This is a genomic window from Candidatus Uabimicrobium helgolandensis, from assembly GCF_041508025.1.
GTDB classification, from domain to species: Bacteria; Planctomycetota; Uabimicrobiia; order Uabimicrobiales; family Uabimicrobiaceae; genus Uabimicrobium; species Uabimicrobium helgolandensis.
The window spans coordinates 7374068-7399384 of the sequence record NZ_CP165719.1; the positions used below are offsets into that span (position 1 = coordinate 7374068).

Genomic DNA, 25317 nt, shown 5'->3' on the forward strand with positions numbered 1-25317 from the left:
ATAGGTCACTTTTAACATGTTCTAAATCAAGACTTTATACTCGTCACAAGATTATTATCTCAACTGGAACAAGTCGTAATAATTTACTTAATAGGAAGAGAACTAAACCAAAGGTCTTTTTTGAGTGGGCGTAATTCTTTATATTGTAATAGTATATCTTGCTTAAGTAATTTGTCTTTCTCTAAATATTGTAAATATTTCACAGCGTTCTTTTGATCTTTTAAACGCATAAACATTCTTGCTAAAGTAACGAATGATTGCTTATCTTTAAAAAAAACATTTTTAACACTATTTTTAGGAATGTTTTTAGGTAAATTCAATTCAAAATTAGATTTAATGTTAATACAAAACTTTATTAAAATTTTTTGTATCTCCGGAAATTCACTCATAGCTAGTAATTTTTCGCGCATTATCCAAAGAGTGTTTTCATCAAAGTTAACTTTCGTAACTTGCCGTAAAATGTTTCTTATTTGTACTTGATCATTTTTTTTCCAAAGTACATATAATAAGTCGATAGTACACCTTGTAGAGTAAACAATATTAATAGAATTCGAAAAAAAACTCTTTTCAAAAGCCTGATGTAATGCGATTTCTGCTTTTTTATATTCTTTGTTAGATGTATAGAGAAGAAATTGCCAATAGTAATACTTCGATTTAGTGCTATCTAAAGTAATCACCCAAGAGATTAACTGTAAATTCTCCTCGCGATATTTTTTATTTAAAGCCTGAGTTAACAACCACTTTAACTCATTATTATCTTGGGCAAGTAAAATACTTTTGATGGATTTTGATCCATACGCAGAACTTTTAAGCAATTCAAAAAAACCACGTGCTGCTCCAATATGTTTTACTCCGAGTTCTTTTCTTTTTCCTGCTTTCAACAACTCATATATTTTTGTTCTTTTCTTTGGATTACTAAAAACAATATCCGCTGCAAAAACTGCTTTTTGTAAATTTTTATTTTTGGTTCCTCTGTTTTCTTCTATTAACTTTTGTATTAACTTCCTAGAAAATTTTTCTGTTTTTCGACCTCTTTGATGTTGTTGTACTAAAAAAAACAAAACAATTGATTTTACATTATCGCTTTCGTTTTCTAAATACTTAAGTGGAAAACCAATTGTTTTACAAAGCAAATCATAAACAAATATCTTTACCAAAAAATTAGCAGGTTTTTGTTTATCAACTGATTTCTTTAGCCACGTTTGAATGTAGTATATAGACTTCAATACCGACAAGATATAATCAGACTCCATTGTTAACGCCACCATTGAATACAGTAAAACATAAACACGGACCAAACTGCTAATCTGCTCATTTTCAAATATTTTTTTCAATTCAGGGTGCAAAGGCTGCCAGTAACAAATAGCCCCTACCGTTTGTAAAGCAAGCGTTAATGGCTTGGTCTTAATTATATTGATCATTTGAGGAACGTAGGGCGATATATCCATATGAGAAGAATATTGCAATACATTTCTTAGTATCCGTTCATCAGAGTTCTCTATTTCTTGTGCAAAAAGTTTTTCAGCTGCACTCGATTTCTTCTGCCAAAAGTAAAAATGGCTATATATGCGAAAATTATCATTTTTGTGGCGCATAAAAACTTGCAAAATTCTTACTGCATTATTAAAGAGTGTTTCATCTTCCAACTGTAGACAATTAGCTGCAGCAGTAATCTGAATGTGGGAGTCTTCTTGTTGAAGGATCCTTAGCAAAAATTTCTTGCTAGTAACATCTAAATTTTTAACTATGAGCGAACGAAAAAAAGTATTTTTTATATTTTTATACGCCTTTTGCAAAACGCGATCATTATTCTTACTAAATCCAGATTCTTGTAGAATGCAGGTGCAAATGCCACATAAAACTAAGTCTGTGGTAGAAGAACTGCCCTTCTCCAAAGAAGCAAGATCCCCTAGCTTCAAAAGAGTTTTTCCTGCCAAATACCTAAGCTCGATCTTCTCTCTATTATCAAAAAGTAAAGATTTTATATCTTGTTGCTCCTGCAAAAGTTTGTCAGCTAATTTATCATCGTTTTGCAAGTAAATTTTAGCAAGATAATAGTATCGTTTAAATTTAGCATCTCTTCGTTTTTGCTCGATAATATTTTGGTAAATTTTTTTAAATCGCTTTTGAATTTTAAATTTTGTGTTGTTAATAGCATCTAGTATTTTCTTTTCAACTCCAACATGATGGCGTAATTGAAAAAGCGCTTGCGTTGCTATTTTTTGAGAAACACTACTTGATGATCTACTTAAATTTTCAATAAAAACTTGAGTCCTAGTTTTTTTTTCATCAATAGAAACCATTATATTTTGATATTGCTTTTCTATTTTCCGAAAATCTTCAATAAACAAATCTGGTGGAACTTTACGAATATTTACAATATAATTTTTGAGTATGCTCTTCGCTGTAATACTTGTGTCTTGATAAGCAACTTTTAACAATCCTTCTAAAGCATAAACATTGTTAGAAATTTTTAATGCTTTTTTCAATGCCTCAATAGACTCCTTATACCTTTTTAAGGCATACAAAGCATTCCCTAACATTGTTTGGTATTCACCATTTAGTGGTTGCAATTTTTTGCACATCATTAAGTAGGGTAAAGCCTTCCGTGCGCGCTGTGATACGGATAAAGATTTGTCATCGAGATATGATTTAGCGAGATATTTATAAACTTCGTCCATTTGTGAAAAAATAATTTTTGCATGTTGTAGGTAAACACGAGCCTTAGAAAGATTTTGCAAGTGATAATAACATTCCCCTAGGTAAAAAATCGCAATAGAAAAATTAGACGGCACACTTAAATCTGCAATTGATATTTCTACTTGGTGTAATTTTTTTAGTGCTGCGGAATATTGTTTATTTTTATATTCTTGAACCCCGGAATAAAAAAAAACTTCTACACGTTGATCACTTGTTACTTTTTTATCTTTTAATATCTCAGCAATTAATTGATTAAATAAATCAAATTGTCCCTGATAAAACAATGCTTTTACCATCACCAAACGCAAAGTATTATCACTACGTAGTTCACTAGGCAATTTTTGATAATATTTTATTACTTTGTTGTACTGTTTAAGATTACTATAAACTAAGGTTAAATTTTTAAATATTTCAGTTTCTAGCCCCTGTTCATTACCTTTCAAAGCAAGGACCAATTGCTTTTTTGCTTCCTCAAATGAACCAACATCCATTAGATCTGTTGCATATTTTAAATAATTTTTACTGCTGAGTTGTGTTTTAATATTGAGCTCTTGAGTATGCTTTTCATTCTTTTTGTTCACAGCTACATAAATCCCCCAAACTATAAATAGTGAAAAGGTAATTAGATAGTATTTATAGTTTATTGTATTTTTAGCGCAGATAGGCTTTTTTCGTAAGAAATTTTTCAAGTCATTAGCAAACGTCTCAGCACTTTGATAGCGTTTTTTTTGTTTAATGGCCGTACTTTTACGCCAAATTGTCTCTAACTTTTGAGGAATTTCTGGATTAATTTTACTTATTTTAACAGGGGAAGGATGGGCAACCTCTTCCAAAGATTTTATCATCGATTGTCCAGTGAGTACTTCATATAAAACAACTCCCAAAGCATATACATCTGTTCTTGCATCGATTTGGCGAGGGTTAAGCATTTGCTCGGGGGCCATATAAGCATAAGTGCCAACAACTTTACCTGCCGAAGTAAGAGTATTACCTTTTTCTATAGTTTTTGCTATGCCAAAATCAACGACTAAAGCTCGCTTATTTTGGGTTATGAGGATATTGGACAATTTTATATCGCGATGAATAATACCTCTTTGATGCATGTAGTGAAGAGCTTGTGCTACCTGGATCAACAATTTAATTTTATCATTGAGAGAAACTCTCTGGCTCTCCAAAAATACACCGAAATCTACACCATTGATATAATCCATAGCAAAAAAAACTATACCATTGTCTACTTCACTACTATGTAGCTTCACTATACTAGGGTGATCGAGTTGAGCGGTAAGTTTCATTTCTCGATGAAATCTGGCCATTTGCATACTATTTTTTGAATTAATAGAGTGCAATGTCTTAATTGCTACAATCTTATTTCCATTTTTTTCTTTTGCTTTGTAAACAATTCCCATCCCCCCATGCCCAATTTTTTTCTTGATAATATATTTTCCCAAAACACTTCCAGGGCTTAGCTCACGTCGTAAAGCTAGCGTTTTTGCCTTGCAAACTTCTGAACCCGTATCTATTCCAGCCGCCAACATTTTCGCAAATCGTTCATTTTTATCAAAATTGTTTTTTTGCACAATAGTCTTTCTGTTTTACCTGCTACACAATGCAAAACAAATACGTTTTAAGATAGAAAAAGGTAACTTCTTTTAAAAAAGCCAAAAGCGGTGATCACCGTAATGCGAACAGGAAATTTTATTGATCACTCATCTTTAATTCCCAAATACCTCTATCTGTCCCTGCATACAAATGTCCCTTGTAATGTAGCAAACAATTTATTTTTGTTGCAGCTAAACCTCGGTTAAGATACTTCCAACTTTCACTACCATTTTCAAGTTGATATACACCAGAGTAATCTGTCCCTAAAAAAACATCATTTTTATGTGTTATCATTACATTTACTTTTGGTAGTTGTCCCGTAGGTGATTTTGGTAGTCCCTTGTTTCTTGTTACCCATGTATTTCCTTTATCAGAAGAAAGATGTAACGCATTTTCATAAAACGTATTAGGGGTAAAGACAATATTTCCATTTGCAGTTATATCAATTTCTTGTGCTGTTCCAGGAGATTCAATCTCTTTCCAACTTTTTGCACCATTTACAGATTTAAACCATGTATTCCAGTACGTAGTAAGTATAGTTTTAGTATTAGGGTCGATTGCCATTCTTCGAACAGGAGCAATATTTACTTGGTTCCATGTTTTTCCTTGATCTATAGATTCGTATAAATAATAAGAGTAGAAGAAAATTTTATTCTCTGAATCTATAGTAAAACATTTTTCTATTTGTGCTGGCATTGGTACTTGTTGACTACTAATAGATAATGTCCATTGAGCTCCATTATCTTCTGAACGAAAAACACCATACTTGGTCCTAGCAAAAATGCACTCTTTATTATCTATTACAACTTCATAAGAATCATACATTAATTCAGTGAATATTCCATCGCACAAAATACCTTTTTCTGTCACTGCTATAAACTTGCCATCTTTATTCATAGCAATACTTCGTATTTCCATATTTTCATACCCAAATATAGGAATCCATCTATTTTGAGCAAAAGCAATTGTCGTTAAGAATAGACAAATATTAACAAATAAAATAGTTCTTTTCATTGTAGGCTCCTGTTTTGTTTAGTTTTGTTTTTTATGTATTGGAAAAATAAACAACAGCGTCCTAAAAAAAATTTTTTTTGTACATTTTTCTAAAAAATACTCTAAACCTATTTTGCTGTAAATATTTGTAATAATTCCTGAATCTCTTCTTCTACCATACTTTCATCACAATAACGTTCTACCTCTACTAACAAAAGACGTCGATATCTTCGTATTGCCTTACCTTTGATAAATTCAACTCGGCTTTTATAGAGATCTAAAGCATTTGCTAACTGCGAATAAGACGGGGAAGCACAACAATAAATATTTTTTACTATAGTTTCACAATAGTGTTGCTGTAAAAAAACCTTATTAATACGCACAAAACACGGTTGAATAAGAGAAGGATACAAACTTTCTAATAATATTCTATTTACTATTAATTGTTCCTGTTTTGTCTGTGTTTCTGCTAAATGAGGGTATTTTGTAATAGTTTTTAATTGTTGATATAGGAATTCATAAAAGCTAGTTCTACCAAGAATTTGATTACATTCATTGAGAAGATTTTCTTGAATTGTCGGGGTAAGTGAACTTGATTTACTATATTTTTTAAATTTCTGAATGACCTCTCTAGAAAAGAAAGAAGCTATCGAATTATTCGTTAGTATTTCAAGAAAAGTTGAAACATTATTGATATCAACAGGGTATAAGAAATATTCTTTTGCATGTTGAAACGAAAAGGTTTGGTCATAAACTGCAGCTAAGCTAAAAATTTGATTGATTTCACCAATAATCATTTTTTGTTGATCAATAGCAGGCATTGTATTTTTTTTATAAGAACGAATAATTTCTAAGGCGCGACTAGAGAACTTTCTGGTGAAAATAGGCAAAGAACTACTTTGTAATTGTTCGAAAAATAACGAAGGGTTTTTGATGTCGCCAAAAAGTAAAAGCGGAGAACCAGAAAAAAACATAAGCCAAAGAATTTCGTATTCGACCATTTGTTTTTCACGTTGAACTTCTATACGAAATTCGTGGAGAACCATTTCGAGAAGAGACTCGGCCCATATTTTATGGAAATAATCTTCTGCCGACTCTCCATTTACTGGCTCTATGATGTAAGAAGCCGACTCTTTCGGTACAATAAAATTTTTTTCAAATTGATTCTGCTTCGAAAATTTTCGATCCTGTACAAATCGTTTGAGCAAAGTGAGAAGAAATGTACGAAATCGTCCTTTTTGTTGATCTACACGTTGTACCCAATCTTTTTCTAAAAAAACGAAAAAAAACGACTGAGCATAATCTTCAGCATCTTCTACACTGAAATTACTACAACGAAGAAAAGAATATACTGCTGGCCAATAATCTTCGCAAAGTTGTTTGATTGCCTGCTTATTTCCGCTTTGCGCAGCAAGAACTTGTGTCCATGATGTAGTTTTCATATAAGCCACTTTCCAAAATTATACAACAAGATGTAGCATAACATAGAATATCTAAATTTAAATCATGCACAAAATTGCAGATGCCAAAAAATAATTAAAGACATATATTGAAAAACTGGATTTATATCATGGCAACAAGTCAAAATTCCACCTGGCATCTTTTCGAACAAAAACGCACCTTAATCTTTAGACAACAAAGCATCAACAAATTGTTCACTATCAAACGCTTCCATGTCTTCGCATTTTTCACCTAAACCGATAAATTTTACCGGTATGTCTAGTTGATTCTGAATAGCTAAGACAACTCCACCTTTGGCCGTTCCATCTAATTTTGAAAGAAATATTCCTGTAATAGGGGTTGCAGCACTAAATAATTCGGCTTGAGTAATTGCATTTTGACCAATAGTTGCATCTAAAATTAACAACACTTCGTGTGGAGCACTTGGTATTTTTTTCTGAAGCACATCGTGTATTTTTTGTAATTCCTTCATCAAATTTTTCTGAGTATGCAAACGCCCAGCAGTATCAATGATAATAATTTCTGCGTCTCTTGCTAAAGCTGCCTGAACAGTATCAAATGCTACAGCAGCAGGATCTGCCCCCATTTTATGCTTTATAATATCGATTCCTATACGATTAGCCCATATTTCTAATTGATCAATAGCTGCGGCTCGAAAGGTATCGCCAGCTCCTAACAAAACTTTTTTTCCCTGTCCCACAAAATGATTCGCTAGCTTAGCAATCGATGTTGTTTTTCCACTACCGTTCACACCAATAACTAAAATAACGGTTGGTCCTTCTTCGCTTAATTTTATCTCATTGCCTTTTTGAGTTAATCGTTGTTTTAGGTTTTCTTTTAAAAAAGTCAATATTTGATCTTTCTCTTGTATTTCTTTATCTTTATAAGAACTCTTTAGTACATCAATCAAATATTTTGTGGTTTCTAGACCAACATCCGCCATAATAAGTCTTTCTTCTAAATCTTCTAAGAAAGCTTCGTCGATCTTGCGTCCAATCTGGAATAGTTCCGCGATTTTTTTAGTTTTTACAAGTGCAGCTTTAATTTTATCTATTGATTTTTTAAAAAACATGTTTACTCCATTTTTATATGTGACTACCAAAAAATATCGCACTCAGGAAGTTGTTTTTTTAGAGTTTGAATGTTTTGGTCACTAAAATATGTATTTACTAAATTAAGAGAGCGCAAATTACTAAGACAATGAAATTGTTGCGGAAAAGATTCGATAGGATTTCCCTCTAAGTTCAGAGAATGTAAATTTTCGAGGTAACAAATTTCAAAAGGAAGCTCTACAATTTTATTCTTATATAAATCTAGATATGTAATATCATGCCAACCTTTTATATTTCCTGGTAATGTAGTCAAACAATTTTCTCTAGCATACAGAGTTTGCAAATTCTCTAATTTGCCTATTTCGTCCGGGAGTTCAGCTATCTGATTTTCACTAATATCTAAAAATTTAAGTTGCCGAAGATTACCTATCTGCGGCGGTAGATATTCTAGTGTATTATAACGTAAATTAAAATTTTGCAAATTGTACAGAGAGCCTATAGACGGCGTCAAATCAAAAATTCGATTATTGTATAATGATAAAATATGCAAATTACTCAATTGCCCTATTTGTTCAGGAAGTTCTTGTAACAAATTAATCCCTGCTTCTATAACACTTAATTCTTGCAACTTCCCAATAGAATCGGAGAAACAAGAAATATGATTATTGCTCACATTCAAAAATAGTAGTTTTTGAAATTGCGAGATATTAGCAGGAAGATTTGGTAATTGATTACTACGTATATCAAGCGACTTTAAAGTTTGCGAGCTATTAATGTTTTCTATCAGATCTTTACTACTGTTAAAGATTTTTAATGTTTCTGTTTGAGGAAAATTTGGCAAAGAGGTAAGGGTAGAGTCAAAAACGCAAACATTTTTTATAGTCGCAGAAAGAAAATTTTTTCTCCCATCGAAGCTACATTCTATCAATTCAAGAGTATCAATATAACCATCTATAAATTCACAATCACTGATTTGACTTATTTTTAGATAAACAAAATTACATTGTTTAAAAGTACATTCTTCAAGACGGTTTAAAAAAATAGGTGTGCGAAAACTACAATTTTCAAATACACAATTTTGTAAAGAGATTTTTTCATCTTTTACATCAAAAACACAAGCGTTATATTGAGTGTCATCCATTATTTCTTGTAAACTTTTTCCCTTTATTTGTTTTTTTATATGTATCATTTTGTTTTTCCGTACTTTTGTATCATTTTCATAGTAGTAAGCAAACATCCAACAATAAGGTATATTGATATTTAGATTTTGTATAGGGCGTGTCATCATTCAAAATATTGTGTGTTTTTTCGAGCCCGAGCCCGTTTCCGAAACTTTCACTAACAATTTATCAAAGAAGCAAAGTTTCTTTTTCCATCGCAAAAAACTAGTATTAAACCAATAAATCACTTTCTGTCGCTCTCAAAAAGTTTTCGGGCGCGGGCTCGCAAACGGGCTCGGGCTCAATACTACTGGCGTATCATTAAATGAATCCGTTATATTTTTATCTGTATTGAATGATGACACGCCCTAATCTAAGTTATTTTAAGGAGCGGCAATTGCTCTAAAGGTGTAAAATTCCACTCTACAACTGAAAAATAACAAAGCTAATCTCTAAAAAAGCCAAATTATCAGGAGATAAATGTCTACATGTCCAAGTAAATCATAAAAATATTTACCTGCTCAAGTTACTCTTTTATGTTTGCTTTTCTTCTTCGCAAATTTTACAATAAAAACAACACAGATCCTAATTAAAATAGGATATAGGAGAAATTTATTATGTATAAAAAGTATGTTTTAGCGTTAATAATATTCATGTCGACTATTTGCGCTGATGATATTCCAAAAATTGTTGCCTCTATTGATTCTGTTCAGATATCGCGTTATCAACTTGCTTCACTACTCAACGATCGTTACAAAGTTCTAAACAAAAGATTCAGGCAGAATAAAGATTTAGAATGTAAAGTTATTAATAATTTACAAAAGCGAGTAGTATTTGCCGCGTTAGAAGAATTAATTACTCTAGAACTAACAAAATATAAACTAAAAAAACTCGGGATTAAAGGTACTCCAAAAGAATATGTAAAGGAAGCTAAACGCGCAGAAAAGCCGTTTTTTAACATGTACGCTAAATGGGGACTTAGTAGTCCAATTAGCTTTCTTGACTCTCTAACCAAACTTCTAATGATAGACAAGAATCTCCACGGAGAATACGGTAAAAAAGTAAAGGCAATGAGTTTAAAATTTAGATTGTCTGTTGAAGATCGCAAAGAAATGTTAAAGATTTGGAGCGCAATAGAAAAATCATCGTTACACAAAGAAGCGCGTGTATATGTGTTTAAACACCATAGCATTGTGATGAGAAACTTCAAAGAACGCGTCAAGGTAAATGCACTACTGCGTAAGTATATTTTACAAAATAAAAATACCAAAGAAATCCAGGGAATCATCGACAGAGATTCTTTCTCTCTTTCTGGAGGCATTATACGTTTAAGCCACATTTTATTTTTTAATATGGATCCTATTACTAAAAAAGAATTAAATGCTGCTAGTCAAAAGAAACTTTACCAAAAAATGATTAAGCTAAAGAAAAAAATCAAAAGTGGTAGCAATTTTGGAGACATGGCTGCGAAATACTCTGATGACCAAAAAACTCAATTCAATAATGGTGATTTAGGTTATGTACCTCGCTGGGGGCTTTTTGCAAAAGAAATAATTGAAGAAGGTTATAAATCAAAACAAGGCGACGTTAAAGGACCGATAAAAACTGACTTTGGATATCACTTGATTAAAATAACAGAAGTAAAAAAAGGCAAGAATTTTTCGGCAGCTCAGTTAAGAGAAAAAGCAGCAGAACGTTACGTTGCGATGAAAAAAGAAAAGATTTTGAAAAAATGGTATGAGAATGCAAAAATAAAAAGGTATTTTCGTTAGGATGACAGAAAGCGCACCGTAAGCATACTGTTATACAATTCAAATCAAAATTCAGCAAACAAAACGCACTCTAATGCTTAGAAATCAAAGCATTAGAAAATTGTTCGCTACCAAACGCTTCCTAGCAAATTTTTTTCCCTACTCTAATAACTCGCTAACTTAACAATAGATGTTGTTTACCATATTTACTCCATATTTTATATATAATTAACCCAAGTTGCGACCTATAAAAGTTATCGTACAGTCTGGTATAATTACTCTTACAAATTCGATGTGCGCAGTTCGAATCTCGTGAGACGCAGTCGTGGCACATGGCACGAAGTAAGGGTAATGCAATGAATTTTAATCATGAAAAATTAGATGTATATCAAGTATCACTAGAATATACAAAAGAAACATTTAATGTGATGGAGAAAATGCCATCAGGTTACAGTTAATATAGCAGAAGGCAATGCCAAATTTAGCAAAAAAGAGAAAGCAAGGTTTTTCTCTATAGAAGAGCATCAGCAAATGAATGTAGTGCAGTATTCGATATTGCTAAGATAGCCCAAATAATAGACTCAAAAGAAAAAGAGAAAATCAAAAAACTACTCTATAGAATAATTTGTATGCTTTCAAAGTTAATAGTCTAATTTTCGCACATGGAATATCGATCCACGACCACGAACCTCAAAAATCGAATTGCACACATCGTTTTTTTATACTGTTATAACGACTCTTCTCTTAAAGTAGGAAAAACAAGAAGGAGAAAGTCATGGAAAAAGAAATTATAATTGTTTTCTGTATATGTGATGAGATAACACAAGCACTCAAGATTGTAGAAGATCCTCAAGTTTAAATGACTAATTCAGAAATTATGACAACAGCATTAGTTTCTATGCTCTACTTTTCTGGCAACTTTGTGTTCTCAAACAATTTCAATTAGATATCCCTGAAAACTCTTTTGTTTTTGCTGATAAATCTTACAATGATTACTCTTTCGAAGATATTGTTTCTGAAGCTCTTAATGTCTCTATCTTACCTCAGAGAAAGAAAAATTCTAAAAGGGCTTTTTCCGGAGCTACTGAGTTTATTCAAAAGGTTACCCGTAAAAGGATTGAAACTACTTTTAGTCAGATCACTTCTTTTTTTCCAAAGAAAATTCATGCTGTTACCTCTTATGGATTTGAGTTAAAAGTTGTCCTTTTTGTTCTCGCTTTCACTTTTTCTTGTTATTTTTAGGTCGCAACTTAAGTTATAATTACTAAAAATATCGCACCCAAGAAAATTGTTTTGTAGAACTTAAACGTTTTGGTCACGAAAATATGTATTTACTAAATTAAGAAAGCGCAAATTACTAAGACAATGAAACTGTTGGACAAAATCAAATAGGATTTCCTTCTAAGTTCAGAGAATGTAAATTTTCGAAGTAACAAATTTCAAAAGAAAGTTATACAATTTGCTTCTTATACAAATCTAGAGATATAATCATAGTTGCAGTGATGACAGTCCTATACAATATTGTAAAAAGATAAAAATCTTTTACACCAAAAACGTTGTAAACTTTTTTCCTTTATTCATTTTTTTATTTGTATCATTTTGTTTTTTCGTGCTTTTGTATCATTTTCATAGTAAGCAAACATTCAACAATAAAACATATTGACATTTAAATTTTTATATACTCTAAAAGTTATTTCGAGAATTGACGAGTACTTTAAAGATGCAAACTACACTACACAAACTGAAAAATAACAAAACTAATCTCTAAAAAAGCCAAATTACCAGGAAGATAAATGTCTATACGTCCAAGTAAGTTACAAAGTATTTACCTGCTTAAGTTACTCTTTTATGTTTGCTTTTCTGCTTCGCAAATTTTACAATAAAAACAATACAGATCCTAATTAAAATAGGATATAGGAGAAATTTATTATGTATAAAAAGTATGTTTTAGCGTTAATAATATTCATGTCGACTATTTGCGCTGATGATATTCCAAAAGTTGTTGCCTCTATTGATTCTGTTCAAATATCGCGTTATCAACTTGCTTCGCTACTCAATGATCGTTACAAAGTTCTAAACAAAAGATTCAAGCCAAATGAAGATTTAGAATGTAAAGTTATTGATAATTTACAAAAACGAGTAATTTTTGCCGCGTTAGAAGAATTAATTACTCTAGAACTAACAAAATATAAACTAAAAAAACTCAACGTTAGTTGTACTGCAAAAGAATTTGTAAAAGAAGCTAAGCGCGCTGAAAAACCATTTTTTAATATGTATGCTAAATGGGGACTTAGTAGTCCAATAAGCTTTCTTGACTCTCTAACTAAAATTCTTGCTAGCGACAAAAATCTCAACGAAAAATACGGCCAAAAAGTAAAGGCAATGAGTTTAAAATTTCGATTGTCTGTTGAGGATCGCAAAGAAATATTAAAGATCTGGACCGCCATAGAGAAATCACCGCTACACAACAAAGCGCGTATGCATGTGTTTAAACATCACAGTATAACCATGAAAAATTTCAAAACGCGCGTCAAGGTAAATGCACTACTGCGTAAGTATATTTTACAAAATAAAAACACCAAAGAAATTCAAAGCATCATCAACAGCGATTCGTTTTCTCTTTCGGGAGGCATTATACGCCTAAGCCACATTTTATTTTTTACTATCGATCCTATTACTAAAAAAGAATTAAATGCTGCTAACCAAAAGAAACTTTACCAAAAGATGATTAAGTTAAAGAAAAAAATCAAAAGTGGTAGCAATTTTGGAGACATGGCTGCGAAATACTCTGATGACGAAACAACTAAATTCAAAAAAGGTGATTTAGGTTATGTACCTCGCTGGGGACTTTTTGCAAAAGAAATTATTGAAGAAGGCTATAAATCAAAACAAGGTGACATCAAAGGACCAATAAAAACAGAGTTTGGATATCACTTGATTAACATAACAGAAATAAAAAAAGGTAAGAATTTTTCAACAGCTCAGTTAAGAGAAAAAGCGACAGAACGTTACGTTGCGATGAAAAAAGAAAAGATTTTAAAAAAATGGTATGAGGATGCAAAAATAAAAAGACATTTTCGTTAGGATAACAAAATGACAGAAAGTGCACCGCAAGCATACACTGTTACACAATTAACTCAAAAAATCAAAGCGCGCATTGAACAAATGGGACGGGTGTGGCTCACAGGAGAAATTTCTGGCTACACATCCCATTCTTCTGGTCATGCTTATTTGACACTTAAAGACGAAGAAAATCAAATCAGTGCGCTTATTTGGCGCAATACAGCTAAAAATTTAGATTTTAATCTTCGCAATGGTCAACAAGTATTCGTCAGTGCTGAGATGGCAATTTACGGACCGCAAAGCAAATACCAAGTTATCATTCAAACTATAGAATTACGAGGTTCAGGAGCTTTACAAGTCGCTTTTGAAAAACTCAAACAACGACTAAAAAAAGAAGGTCTTTTTTCTATCGAGCGCAAACGAAAATTACCTTACTTGCCGCGGCGAATTGCTGTAGTTACTTCACCTACAGGGGCTGCGGTAAAAGATATTCTAAACGTAATCGATCGCCGTTTTCCTCTAGTAGAAATTTATGTTATTCCTGCTAGAGTACAAGGAGATGGATCTGCGCAACAAGTGGCTGCTGCCATTCGGTTTGTAAATTCAGAGCCGCAATTAAATATCGATGTCATGATTGTAGGCCGCGGAGGAGGAAGTCCTGAAGACTTGTGGGCGTTTAATGAAGAACCTGTGGCTTACGCAATTTTTGAGAGTAAAATCCCAATCATTTCTGCAGTAGGTCACGAGGTTGACTTCACCATTTCGGATCTTGTCGCTGACAAGAGAGCTTTAACCCCAACAGAAGCGGGTGAACTAGTTCTACCACGACTCGATCTACTAAAAGATCAACTGCGTTATTTAGAGAATCGTTTAAAAAAAGCGATGGACAACCGTTTAGAAATGGCAAAAGCAAAATTAATGCGACTAGGTAGTCACCGTGCTTTAACAAAGCCAATGGAACGCGTTCGCTATTCAGAACAACGTTTGCATATACTTTTCCAAAAAATGAAAAGTATGACAGATAGAAATATCAACCGTAAACAACATCAATTAACAAGAATGCATGGCCAACTCGTTGCCAAAGAGCCGACAAAAAAAATAGATTTTTATTCGCAACGTTTTAAGGAATTTTCTGGGCGCATGGAGCGAGCAATGGCCAAAAGATGCGAGTGGGAACAGCGGCGTGTAAAAAACATAGCAGCTCACCTTGAAGCTCTTTCTCCACTTGCTGTAATAAGTAGAGGCTACAGCATAACTTATAACCATGGAGGAAAAATAGTTCAGGATGCCGAAGATGTAAATGTCGGTGAACACATGTGGACAAGACTTGCAAATACCTGGATTCGTTCGCGCATTGAAAAAACAGGAACGAAGAGTATAACTAACACCACACCAAAGGAGTAACGGCACTTGGATAGCCTATATAAACGTTTTTTTATTATAGATGCTTTCGCATACATTTTCCGATCGTACTATGCTATAAAACACATTGATCACAATGCAGTATATGGTTTTACAAACACACTAAAAAAAATAATAGATAACGAAAAGCCTGAGTACATAGCCGTTTCTTTTGATTCGATAGAACCAACTTTCCGCAATGAAATCTACAAAGAGTACAAGGCGAATAGACAAGAGCCTCCCGAGGATCTGCGTCCACAAATTCCTTTAGTAAAAGAAGTTGTTTCTGCATTCAATATACCTCTTATAGAAGTAAGTGGCTACGAATCAGATGACATCATTGGTACATTGGCACATCACGCGCAAAAAGAAAATGTGCAAGTTGTTATTATCACTGGTGACAAAGACATGCTTCAGCTTGTAAAAGGTAACGATGTTGTTGTTTTTGATCCAGGTCGTACAGCACAATATCTTGAAGAAAAAGATATTCCGCAACATTTTGGATGTAGACCGGACCAAATCATCGACTTGCTAACAATCTGGGGAGATAGTTCTGACAATATTCCAGGTATTCCAGGTATTGGGGAAAAAGGAGCTAAAAAATTACTAGCAGAATATGACTCCCTAGATGGAATATATGAAAATCTTGACAAAATCACTCGTAAATCATACCGCGAAGGTCTTGAAAATAGCCGTGAAAAAATACCACTACTGCGCGAGCTAGTTACCATTTGTCGCGATGTTCCCATTGAGTATTCACTAGATCGTTTCAAATTCAAAGGCATCGATAATGCGCGCTGCCAAGAGTTATTTGCTAAACTAAATTTTAAGCGTCTATTGAATGAAATTCCTATAGAACTAGAAGAATGTAAGCAAGACTACCCGATTATCGACGATGAGAACAAACTACGCGCTCTTTGCGAAAAATTAGAACAACAAAAGCTCTTTGTTTTTGATGTTGAGACCGATTCACTCGAACCTCTTGACGCCAATATTGTAGGTATGTCATTTTGCACGGCAAAAAACGACGCCTGTTATGTTCCCATTGCCCACATTCATCAACAAAAATCTTGGCAAGAACTAGCCACAAAATATTTGCAACCTATTTTCGCTAACAAAAGCATTAAAAAAGGCGCACATAACATAAAATACGACTACTCTGTTTTGATAAACAACGGTTGGCAATGTGAAAATATTTACTTCGACACAATGATCCTCTCCTATCTTCTAGAGCCTAATGAAAATCGCCATGGATTAGATCATTTAGCAGAAAAAATGCTAAAATACCAAACAATCTCCTACGAAAGTATTTGCGGTAAAGGCAAAAAACAAATTAGTTTTGCCGAAGCGGACTTAGAAAAAGCCAAACAATATGCCAGTGAAGATGCCGACATATGCTGGCAACTTTACGAAATACTACGCGACCAAGTACAAGAAAAAAATGTACAAGAGGTATGCGAAAAAATTGAACTACCATTACTCAATGTTTTATCTGAAATGGAACAATGTGGTATTCGCGTTGATTGCGATTTATTAAAAAATATGTCGCAAAAAATGCAAAAACAAATAGAAACGTTAGAAAAGGAAATCTACGATCTTGCAGGGCAAGAATTTAACATTAAAAGCACCCAACAACTAGGTTACATTCTTTTCGAAAAGCTACAAATTCCGCCGTTAAAAAAGACATCAAAAACAAAATCTTATAGTACTGGTCATGATGTACTCGAAAAACTAGCAAATCAAGGGCACGCTTTGCCAGCAAAACTACTCAATTATCGCGAACTGACAAAATTAAAATCTACTTATGTAGATGCTTTACCAAAGTTAGTTCATCCAAAAACAAGTAGAGTTCACACAAGTTTCAATCAAGTTGTTGCAGCAACAGGCCGCTTGTCTTCTACAAACCCAAACCTGCAAAACATTCCCATTCGAACAGAGATGGGAAAAGAAATCCGTGCTGCTTTTATTCCAGCGGAAAACCAAATCCTTATTAGTGCCGACTACTCGCAAATAGAACTTCGTATTATGGCCCACTACTGTGAAGATGAGACACTTGTTAGTGCTTTTAAAAATGGTGAAGATATCCATTTACGTACGGCAAGTGAGGTTTTTGATATCCCTATTGAAACTGTTCCAGCAGAACTAAGACGTGCTGCAAAAAGTATTAACTTTGGTCTTCTTTATGGAATGGGAGATTTTCGTTTAGCACAAGAATTAAATATTTCCAGAAAAGAAGCTCGTAATTACATCGCGTCTTATTTTGAAAAAATGCCGCGCATACAAACTTTTTGTGATGAAATCATAGAGAAAGCAAAAGAAGCAGGACATGTACGCACCTACTTTGGTCGTTTACGGCAAATTCCAGAAATAAATTCGCGAAATAAAACGCGTCAAAAACAAGGAGAACGACTCGCAGTAAACACAATCATACAAGGTACAGCGGCAGACATCATTAAATTAGCAATGATCAAATTGCAACAAAATATACACACTAACAACTTAAAAGCTAATTTATTATTACAAGTGCATGATGAATTAGTGCTAGAGTGTCCAAAACAAGAACAAGAAAATATAATCAGCATACTTAAAGAAAGTATGGAAAATATAGTTTCATTAAAAGTTCCTCTTACTGTAGAGGCACATAGCGCTAATAACTGGAAAGATGCGAAGTAGACAAAATGGAAATTGAACAAAATGTTGTTTCTCATTCAAATTTAGAAAAACGCAATCGATTATTTGTTCGCCTGCTAATGAATGAAAAATTCGTTACCGAAGAAATGTTGAGTGAATGTCTGACCGATGTGACTGATCAAGATACATTTGCAGCCGATATTTTTGTGCATAAAAACTACTTAACTCACGAAATGGTAGCAGGAATTTATTTAAAAGCAGGGTTTCTACATTGTCCATACTGTCACAGCGAAAAACGCATGGAAAAAGTGGTGCTACATGCCACTTGTAGTTCTTGTGAAAAAAGTTATAGTTTTCCAACCCGCTATCCCTTTTTTAAACGCAAAAATTCCACAACAGCCTCAATGAAAAGTCTCACTGGTTCTGATTTAGATCACTATCGCATCCAATACTGCCTAGGAAGTGGTGGTATGGGAGAAGTATACCGTGCGTTACAAAAAGGTCTAAATCGTCCTGTGGCTATTAAAATTTTGTCTCCCCATCTAGCGAATAACCCTAAATTAGTTCAACGATTTCAACGCGAAGCTAAATTAGCAGCGCAACTTAATCACCCTAATTTAGTTCAAATACATGATGTAGGAACTTTTAAAGAATACCACTACATCGTAATGGAATATGTTGATGGTGTTCCTTTACAAAAAAAAGTACCTAAAAATGAGGGATTACCTTTAAAAACAGCGGTTTACTACCTGCGCGAAAGTATCAAAGGCTTAAAGAATTTACATGATAAAGAAATCATTCATCGCGACATTAAGCCTGATAATATAATGATAAACAGTAATGAACAAGTCAAATTGACAGATTTTGGACTGGCTAAATCTGAAGAAGGTAGTAACGATCATTTAACCCGTTGTGGAGCAATTATTGGTACACCCTATTATATGTCTCCAGAACAGTGTATTGGAAAATCAGCAACTAAACTAAGTGATATATACTCTCTTGGAATTACTTTCTACTATACACTTAAAGGAAGTATTCCTTACTTGGGAAATACAACACTTGAAATAATTACTCAACATATTAACAATCCATCTCCTGACTTACAAAATAACTTATCGCCAAAGCTAAACAAAATATACCAAAAGATGGTATCTGAAAATCAAGAAAAACGCTATCAATGTGTCGAAGATTTACAAGGCGATCTCGCAGCACTCACAGACAAGGATTATGTTGTACATCCCAAAAAATCTAAAAAATGGCGTTACATTATTATTATTGTAATATTTTTCATGTTAGTCGCTGGTATTAACAAAAAAAGACGCCAAAAACAACGTGCAAAAAACAAGCAACAACAAATGCAACAACATAAAGAAAAAAACCTTAACGATATCATTAAAATCGTTAGTCAAAAAAAACCCAAACAACAAGTTTCAAAAGAAAATAACACCAACATTACAACTACTAAGCTAAAAAAGATAAAAAAAGATGTTGACCTAAAAACAATTTCCTTGGAAAAAGGAATAAAATCACTTGAACAACTACTGAAAAAAAATAATACGCGTAAAAAAACGAAAACAATAATAAAAAACCTCGTTGCGAAGTGGAAGACAACACTAGAAAAGCGACGCAAACTCAAAGAAAATTCGCTATACTTCTTACAAGAAGCGCAAAGAAAACGCTGGCATTTACTAATAATAAATAATCCGCAAAAAGACGTTTTTATTCCTAGCCAAGACATCATCAAATATCTAAAAAAACATCATGTGAAAAAGTGGGACTCTTTACAAAACTCAGTAAATAAGTTAATTTCAATCAGAAATCACGAAAAAAACAACATTGACTTAGCAAAAAAAGTGGCCTCTTTACTTAGTAAAAAAGAAAAATCAGTGGAACTCGAAGCTTACATAAGTAGGCTAGACTCTGAAATACAACTACTAAAACTCTGGGAAAATCACTTCGCGATAATTCACCAGTTTATGGAAGATAAATACTACAAGAAAGCATATTTGTTTGTAAAAGATTTAGAAGAACAAATAAAAAATTTAGAACAAGCAAAGAGCTACAAAAATATAAGGAAAATGTGTACAACGGAAAAGGAAATAACCAAAAACGTTTGGGATCTATGGAGCATATTCAATAATAATATTTACGATTATATGGAATCTGGACAACAAATTAAAATAAAAGAAGTTTCAGCAACAAGCATAGTAAAACACATTGTGCAAAATAAGAAAAAATATAAATACAAAATTGATAAAGTACAAATAGGTTTTTTTTACTTGTTTGCCAAAGAATTTTCTTTGGCAAATAAAAGTCTACAAAAGGTTTTAAAAGGTAATAATGTGATATTGAAGTTATATACGAAGCATTTAGATTATCTTCAACGTTAGGACTACGGGATGGGTAATGAAATAAATAAAAATGAATTCAAAGGGTTCGACACGTTATATAGCATGGTAAAACCTAAAAAAATAGAAGGTACCACAATCCTTGATCGTTACCAAATACAGGAGAAAATAGGTCACGGAGGTATGAGTGAGGTATATAAAGCTTATGACACAGTGGATAATAAAATTGTAGCTGTTAAACGCTTAATTCCTCCCAATGCAAAAGATTTACGTAAAAAAGTAGAAAAGAGATTCCTGCAAGAAGCCGTTTTTCTACAAGCCATATACAGTCCTTATGTTGTAGAAGTAAGCAATGCATTCATATTAGATCATTTCTATTTTTTAATTATGGAACATCTTGACGGTCAAAACCTAAAAGAAATGACAAATGAAATTCACGGTACTCCACGCGCATTGTCACATATAGAACTAGTGTCTATTATGGCAAAAGTAGCACGAGGTTTAGAAGCGGTGCACGCTGTAGGAATCATTCATCGTGATTTAAAACCTGCCAATATAATGATAAATCGTGTAAATGACATAGTAAAAGTTCTCGATTTGGGACTAGCTTGTCATGCAGATGTCAATTCTACATCAGGGACGATTGCTGGGACAATCGAATTTATGAGTCCAGAACAAATCCAAGGGCGTTCAGACTTAACATTCCACTCTGATATCTACTCTTTTGGAATGACATTTTACTATATTTTGGTTGGTAAACTTCCCTTTGATGGTAGTGGCGTACAATTTATGGTTCAAGTTCAAGAGCAAACTCCTCCTCCTCCTCACGAGGTAGATAATCGTATTCCTGAGGAGATTTCGCAAATTGTACTAAAATGTTTGGCCAAAGAACGTAAAAAAAGATATGCGAATTCAGCAGTGCTTGCTACAGAACTAGAAAAACTACGTCAAAAACTAATAGCTCACTTATCTAACGTATCGTCATTTAATCCTTCATTTGGTCTTAGTATTACTAAACAGCTCTCTTTTGACGAACTATATTTTCTAAAAATATTATCTTTTCTCAACAAGCCAAATGTCGCACAGCGCTGTAGAGGAGTAATTCTTCTTGGCAGATTACGCGACACAAGAGCTTTGAAACCACTGCTTAAAATAATGCTTACACCCGAAGAACAAAACAATATAAAATTTATAAATGTAACAATTATAGCTTTGGGAAAATTAGGATCAATGGAAGCGGTCGAACCTATAAGACAAGTACTCAGTACAGCATCAGATTCTTTCATTCGTACAACTTGTCAAAAAAGTTTGCAATTACTTCTAGAAAAAAAAACTCAAAGTTCCTATCAAAATATGTACGACAATATTATCACAAAATGGAATAAATTTTATTTACTGCGCGTGGTAACCAGAATAAAGAAGTGGTTTTCATGGTAAGAGATAATCCATTGAATTTTATTTTGTTCATTGCCATAAATTTGTTATATTAATAGTTAATTAGGGACATCCCTATTTTTAGATACGAGAATAACAAGTTGTGACTCATCTACGAGTGAACTCTTCTCACTGAGACGCGTTCTCAAAAAAATTTCAAACTCACTCTACTGTCCAAGCTATTTCTCGACGTTATTGTAAGTTTTAAAGCCGCAACTAACTATTTATGTTGGGTAAGTGGCTTTAAGAAAAAAGTTGACGGTTAGGCCGCGTCGACATTTATTATCCTTGTAATTTGGTTGTTTTAGAGACTAGCATAGTTACTTTGTAATCCAAAATACCTCGCTACTCGCTAAAATATCTCTCATTATACAAAACCTAAATATCAATGCGCCCTATTTTACTCTCAGAAGGGAGATACGAGGGGGAATTTTCACCTATTTAAACCTAATCTCTTAGGTACCTCGTCACAACACGATGAAAATAAGCAAAAATCACTGCGCTCTAGCACTGTTTTTTTCAATAATACTGTTTAGTTTAGGTTGCGAAAACCAGCAACGACAATCAGCAAATACTGAAGAACAAAAAGTACAAATTGTAATACAAGAAGTGGACACAAGACCACCTTCACTAAATAACATTCAACCAGCTAATGGTTCTACTTTCGGTCATAACACCGAAAACATTATCGTATCTGGTGTAGTTACTGATGCTAGTGAAATCAGCGCGATGACCATAAACTCAAAAGAAGTGAATTTTGCACAAGTTGCGGAAGAAAATAGTTTAAAGGTATACGGATTTACAACAAGTATTGACTTAGAAACGGGATCAAATTCTTTTATTCTAGAAGCAACAGACCAAGACGGAAATAAATACGAGCAAAGTTTTGCATATGTTAGAAAAGAACCTGAATTTGTAAAAGAACTTATTGTAAAACCAGAAGTAAAAGAACTCTCTCTTGCTGGCACAACCTTCGTAGAAGTTTTCGCAATAGACGGAGAACAGGAACGCCCACTAACCGCATCAGAAGTCACACTAAAAGCACAGCAAGGTTATTTCTCGGGCTTTCAATACCATGCACCTGCTTACGGAGGCATGGATGTTATTACCGCTACATACTCAGAGCAAAAAGCCAAAGGAAAAGCGTATTTAGTTATTCACTCTCCAAAACTTAAACAAAACATTCAAGGGCCAAAAAATATACAAATTGGCAAAACAGGAAAATTTACGATCAAAGTAGAAAATCCTGGAGATCGCGACGCTGTTGATGCGCGTATTGCCGTCAAATTGCCAGATTTCCTTAAAGCGGAAAGTTTAGGTGGTGGAAAATTAATCGCAGCAGTAAACGAACTACATTGGAAATTAGATAACTTAAGCTCAGGTGCATCAAAAGAAATCAGCTTCTCTGTACGTGCTTTAGAAGCACAAAGAGGTAAAGTAGTTGTCTCAACTTTAAGTGCTAAAGAAGAAATTATAAAAGAAGCCCAATTTATAAAAGTAACTGGTGAAGTAGCTGTTGAGCATTTTTGTACACCAAGTATTGCCGAAATTGAAAAAGAAATCACTACTCAAGTACAGGTAGTTGCAAATGAAGATGTAAAAAACTTAAAATTAAATTATGAGTTCTCAGACGAATGCGTTTTTGTCGACGCGGAAGTTATTTTCGACGGCGCTAAAATTGGTTTTGCTAACTCAGGGAAAAACGTTCAATTCTCTACCGTATCTGGCCTAGACAAAGGTAAAACAGTTACTTATAAGCTTACCTTTTTAGTACGACGCTATGGACAAATGAACAACATCGCTAGAATCAATTTAGTTAGTGAACGCGATGAAGAAGTTGAAACATCTAACACTCTAACAATTCCAACTTTAGACTAAATTTTTGTAGATAATACGTAGCAAAAAAGGCTCACAATAATATTGTGGGTCTTTTTTTTTGATTTTATTTGTAGAGAACTCGATTTGTAGCGAGAGAGAAGAGCTAATGCGTATTGTAGACGAAATAAAAAATTACGAAATAGTCGAAAGATTAAATCGCGGAAGATTTTCCACTGTATACAAAGCAATTGAAAAATCGACGAAACAACAAGTAATTGTACGAGTAGTCCATGACAGTGTTTTTAAAACAAATTACGGATTAAAACGTTGGAAACAGTTTATTGAAAAAACAATATTGCTGGAAGCACCTTATTTTGTAAAGATGATTTCCTTGGGAGAAATAGAAAATCAAATTTATTATGTAACGGAATATTGCAAAGGACAGACTCTTTATGATATTTTACAAAAAAATATTAGCCTAGATGATTTTGGATTTGTGATGATAAGAAATCTAGTGTCTGTTCTATATCGAGTAAGAGTTATTTGGCGTGTATATAGGAAATATATATTTAAAACTATTAAAACAATTAGCAAAATCAAAAAGGAACAGATCGCTTCGAGAATATACCTTCTATTTTTCGCTTTTTTCACCAGGAAAGACTATTTTTGTTAGTACAACATCTTGTGATTGGGGAGTACATGGACAAAGCTTCGAGGCTTTATTGCCCTGGATGTAAAAAAAGATTCAAGTTAACAAAAGCCAAATTAATAAGACATTGCTATTTATGTGGAAAAGATTTTCCTTTACTAAAAGAGAAGTCACCAATATCACAAGAATCTGCAAAGCAAGAAAACGACAAGATAATCGCCAACAATTATAAATATGAAAATCAGTACCAACAAATCAGGAAATTAATATTTATTATAACAACTACTTTTTTTTTACTCGGCTTATTATTTTTATATTTCTCAACATCATTTGCTTTTCGATTAACGGGAATTTTTATAATAATGTTATCTGGTTTTTATTTGGTAATTAGTCGTTTGCTTGTATCCAACGTTCATCCAGATGATGTTTTACATGTAGTTCGCAAATATCTATACCCACGCTTTGTACCTAAAAATAAGAATGAATCTCATCGCGATAAACGATAGAAAATTACCAAATTCTTAGAGAGATACCAACAAAAACAACCTCATCATATTGATAAAAAATAACTTACAAAAACCTCTTATTCTCGTGTTATACTATATAAAGAAAACATTTTACAATTCATAAATCCTATTCATAGAGGAGAAAATATGCTCAAACCACAACCGCTCATCTCTTTCTGGAATGGTTCCTCACAAACACTTCGTTCTTATTTAAATATGGATAAACGCGTTTATGGTATGTTCGGTACCAATTACAAAGATGGTTTCGACACATACTTCATGCAGTTCAAAACTGGTAAAGATGGTGTGAATGATACTTCCATTTACCTTAGTTTAGATCAGTTACATGGACGAATTACACCTATTCTTGTTGAGAACAAAAAAATACTTCTTCTCGATTTTTGGGAATTTCGCGAAGAACAAGTCTTGCCATTTTTAAAATGCCTTGAAACCAGTATTGACTATCATTTATCACACACTCCTACTCATAATGAAAATAATCAAACTGCATTGATGTTAGTTGGTACAAAAGTGAGTATTGGTGGTAGTCTTTTATCAAAAGATGGACAAGATTATCAAATAGCCTACGATAAAATAGTAGCAAATATGCCACCACCACTTATGGAAATAAACTTAGACTAGAGTCAGGTTTACTACCATTAAAAAGTTGCGGCTCTTACTTCTCTGATTTATATATTAAGTGACCCGCCAAAAGTAATTACCTATTGGCATTTTGCTCTTTTATTTC

The 25317-nt window shown here is 33.2% G+C and carries 15 protein-coding genes; 10 read left to right on the plus strand and 5 right to left on the minus strand.

Annotated features, from left to right (window positions below):
* Positions 1-83: 83 nt before the first annotated feature.
* From UABHE_RS27315 to UABHE_RS27335, 5 genes are all read right to left on the minus strand, one after another.
* Positions 84-4280, minus strand: a complete 4197-nt coding sequence (locus UABHE_RS27315) for a protein kinase (RefSeq protein WP_372366484.1) — start codon at positions 4278-4280, stop codon at positions 84-86.
* Positions 4281-4398: 118 nt separating this feature from the next.
* Complete coding sequence (locus tag UABHE_RS27320; protein ID WP_372366486.1) at positions 4399-5316, minus strand: WD40/YVTN/BNR-like repeat-containing protein; 918 nt, start codon at positions 5314-5316, stop codon at positions 4399-4401.
* Between the two features lie 107 nt (positions 5317-5423).
* On the minus strand, positions 5424-6737 hold the full coding sequence (locus tag UABHE_RS27325) for an RNA polymerase sigma factor (protein ID WP_372366487.1): 1314 nt from the start codon (positions 6735-6737) through the stop codon (positions 5424-5426).
* Positions 6738-6916: 179 nt separating this feature from the next.
* A complete protein-coding gene (gene ftsY, locus UABHE_RS27330; RefSeq protein ID WP_372366488.1) occupies positions 6917-7828 on the minus strand; it encodes a signal recognition particle-docking protein FtsY in 912 nt (303 codons plus the stop codon).
* A 23-nt stretch (positions 7829-7851) separates the two neighbouring features.
* Positions 7852-8997 carry a leucine-rich repeat domain-containing protein gene (locus UABHE_RS27335; RefSeq protein WP_372366489.1) on the minus strand — a complete coding sequence of 382 codons (1146 nt, stop codon included), beginning with the start codon at positions 8995-8997 and terminating at the stop codon, positions 7852-7854.
* A gap of 588 nt (positions 8998-9585) precedes the next feature.
* Between UABHE_RS27335 and UABHE_RS27340 the strand changes: the two genes are divergently transcribed.
* From UABHE_RS27340 to UABHE_RS27385, 10 genes are all read left to right on the plus strand, one after another.
* Positions 9586-10740, plus strand: a complete 1155-nt coding sequence (locus tag UABHE_RS27340) for a peptidylprolyl isomerase (protein WP_372366490.1) — start codon at positions 9586-9588, stop codon at positions 10738-10740.
* Between the two features lie 1908 nt (positions 10741-12648).
* Positions 12649-13803 (plus strand): peptidylprolyl isomerase, encoded by a 1155-nt coding sequence (locus UABHE_RS27345; protein ID WP_372366491.1) that lies wholly within the window; start codon positions 12649-12651, stop codon positions 13801-13803.
* A 9-nt stretch (positions 13804-13812) separates the two neighbouring features.
* Positions 13813-15186 carry an exodeoxyribonuclease VII large subunit gene (xseA, locus tag UABHE_RS27350; protein ID WP_372366492.1) on the plus strand — a complete coding sequence of 458 codons (1374 nt, stop codon included), beginning with the start codon at positions 13813-13815 and terminating at the stop codon, positions 15184-15186.
* Between the two features lie 6 nt (positions 15187-15192).
* Entirely contained in the window at positions 15193-17856 is a 2664-nt protein-coding gene (gene polA, locus UABHE_RS27355; protein WP_372366493.1) for a DNA polymerase I, read from the plus strand.
* Between the two features lie 5 nt (positions 17857-17861).
* Positions 17862-20204 (plus strand): serine/threonine-protein kinase, encoded by a 2343-nt coding sequence (locus tag UABHE_RS27360; RefSeq protein ID WP_372366494.1) that lies wholly within the window; start codon positions 17862-17864, stop codon positions 20202-20204.
* 9 nt (positions 20205-20213) lie between these two features.
* On the plus strand, positions 20214-21599 hold the full coding sequence (locus tag UABHE_RS27365; protein WP_372366495.1) for a protein kinase: 1386 nt from the start codon (positions 20214-20216) through the stop codon (positions 21597-21599).
* A 474-nt stretch (positions 21600-22073) separates the two neighbouring features.
* A complete protein-coding gene (locus UABHE_RS27370; RefSeq protein WP_372366496.1) occupies positions 22074-23474 on the plus strand; it encodes a hypothetical protein in 1401 nt (466 codons plus the stop codon).
* Between the two features lie 106 nt (positions 23475-23580).
* Entirely contained in the window at positions 23581-24087 is a 507-nt protein-coding gene (locus UABHE_RS27375; protein WP_372366497.1) for a protein kinase, read from the plus strand.
* A 26-nt stretch (positions 24088-24113) separates the two neighbouring features.
* The gene (locus UABHE_RS27380) at positions 24114-24569 is read left to right on the plus strand and encodes a hypothetical protein (RefSeq protein ID WP_372366498.1); all 456 of its coding nucleotides are present in this window, start codon (positions 24114-24116) and stop codon (positions 24567-24569) included.
* 147 nt (positions 24570-24716) lie between these two features.
* Complete coding sequence (locus UABHE_RS27385; RefSeq protein ID WP_372366499.1) at positions 24717-25211, plus strand: hypothetical protein; 495 nt, start codon at positions 24717-24719, stop codon at positions 25209-25211.
* Positions 25212-25317 lie beyond the last annotated feature (106 nt).

Coding starts and splice junctions, on each gene's coding strand:
- UABHE_RS27320 (WP_372366486.1), bottom strand. CDS start 5,316: ATGAAAAGAACTATTTTATTTGTTAATATTTGTCTATTCTTAACGACA.
- UABHE_RS27325 (WP_372366487.1), bottom strand. CDS start 6,737: ATGAAAACTACATCATGGACACAAGTTCTTGCTGCGCAAAGCGGAAAT.
- ftsY (WP_372366488.1), bottom strand. CDS start 7,828: ATGTTTTTTAAAAAATCAATAGATAAAATTAAAGCTGCACTTGTAAAA.
- UABHE_RS27335 (WP_372366489.1), bottom strand. CDS start 8,997: ATGATACATATAAAAAAACAAATAAAGGGAAAAAGTTTACAAGAAATA.
- UABHE_RS27340 (WP_372366490.1), top strand. CDS start 9,586: ATGTATAAAAAGTATGTTTTAGCGTTAATAATATTCATGTCGACTATT.
- UABHE_RS27345 (WP_372366491.1), top strand. CDS start 12,649: ATGTATAAAAAGTATGTTTTAGCGTTAATAATATTCATGTCGACTATT.
- xseA (WP_372366492.1), top strand. CDS start 13,813: ATGACAGAAAGTGCACCGCAAGCATACACTGTTACACAATTAACTCAA.
- UABHE_RS27360 (WP_372366494.1), top strand. CDS start 17,862: ATGGAAATTGAACAAAATGTTGTTTCTCATTCAAATTTAGAAAAACGC.
- UABHE_RS27365 (WP_372366495.1), top strand. CDS start 20,214: ATGGGTAATGAAATAAATAAAAATGAATTCAAAGGGTTCGACACGTTA.
- UABHE_RS27370 (WP_372366496.1), top strand. CDS start 22,074: ATGAAAATAAGCAAAAATCACTGCGCTCTAGCACTGTTTTTTTCAATA.
- UABHE_RS27375 (WP_372366497.1), top strand. CDS start 23,581: ATGCGTATTGTAGACGAAATAAAAAATTACGAAATAGTCGAAAGATTA.
- UABHE_RS27380 (WP_372366498.1), top strand. CDS start 24,114: ATGGACAAAGCTTCGAGGCTTTATTGCCCTGGATGTAAAAAAAGATTC.
- UABHE_RS27385 (WP_372366499.1), top strand. CDS start 24,717: ATGCTCAAACCACAACCGCTCATCTCTTTCTGGAATGGTTCCTCACAA.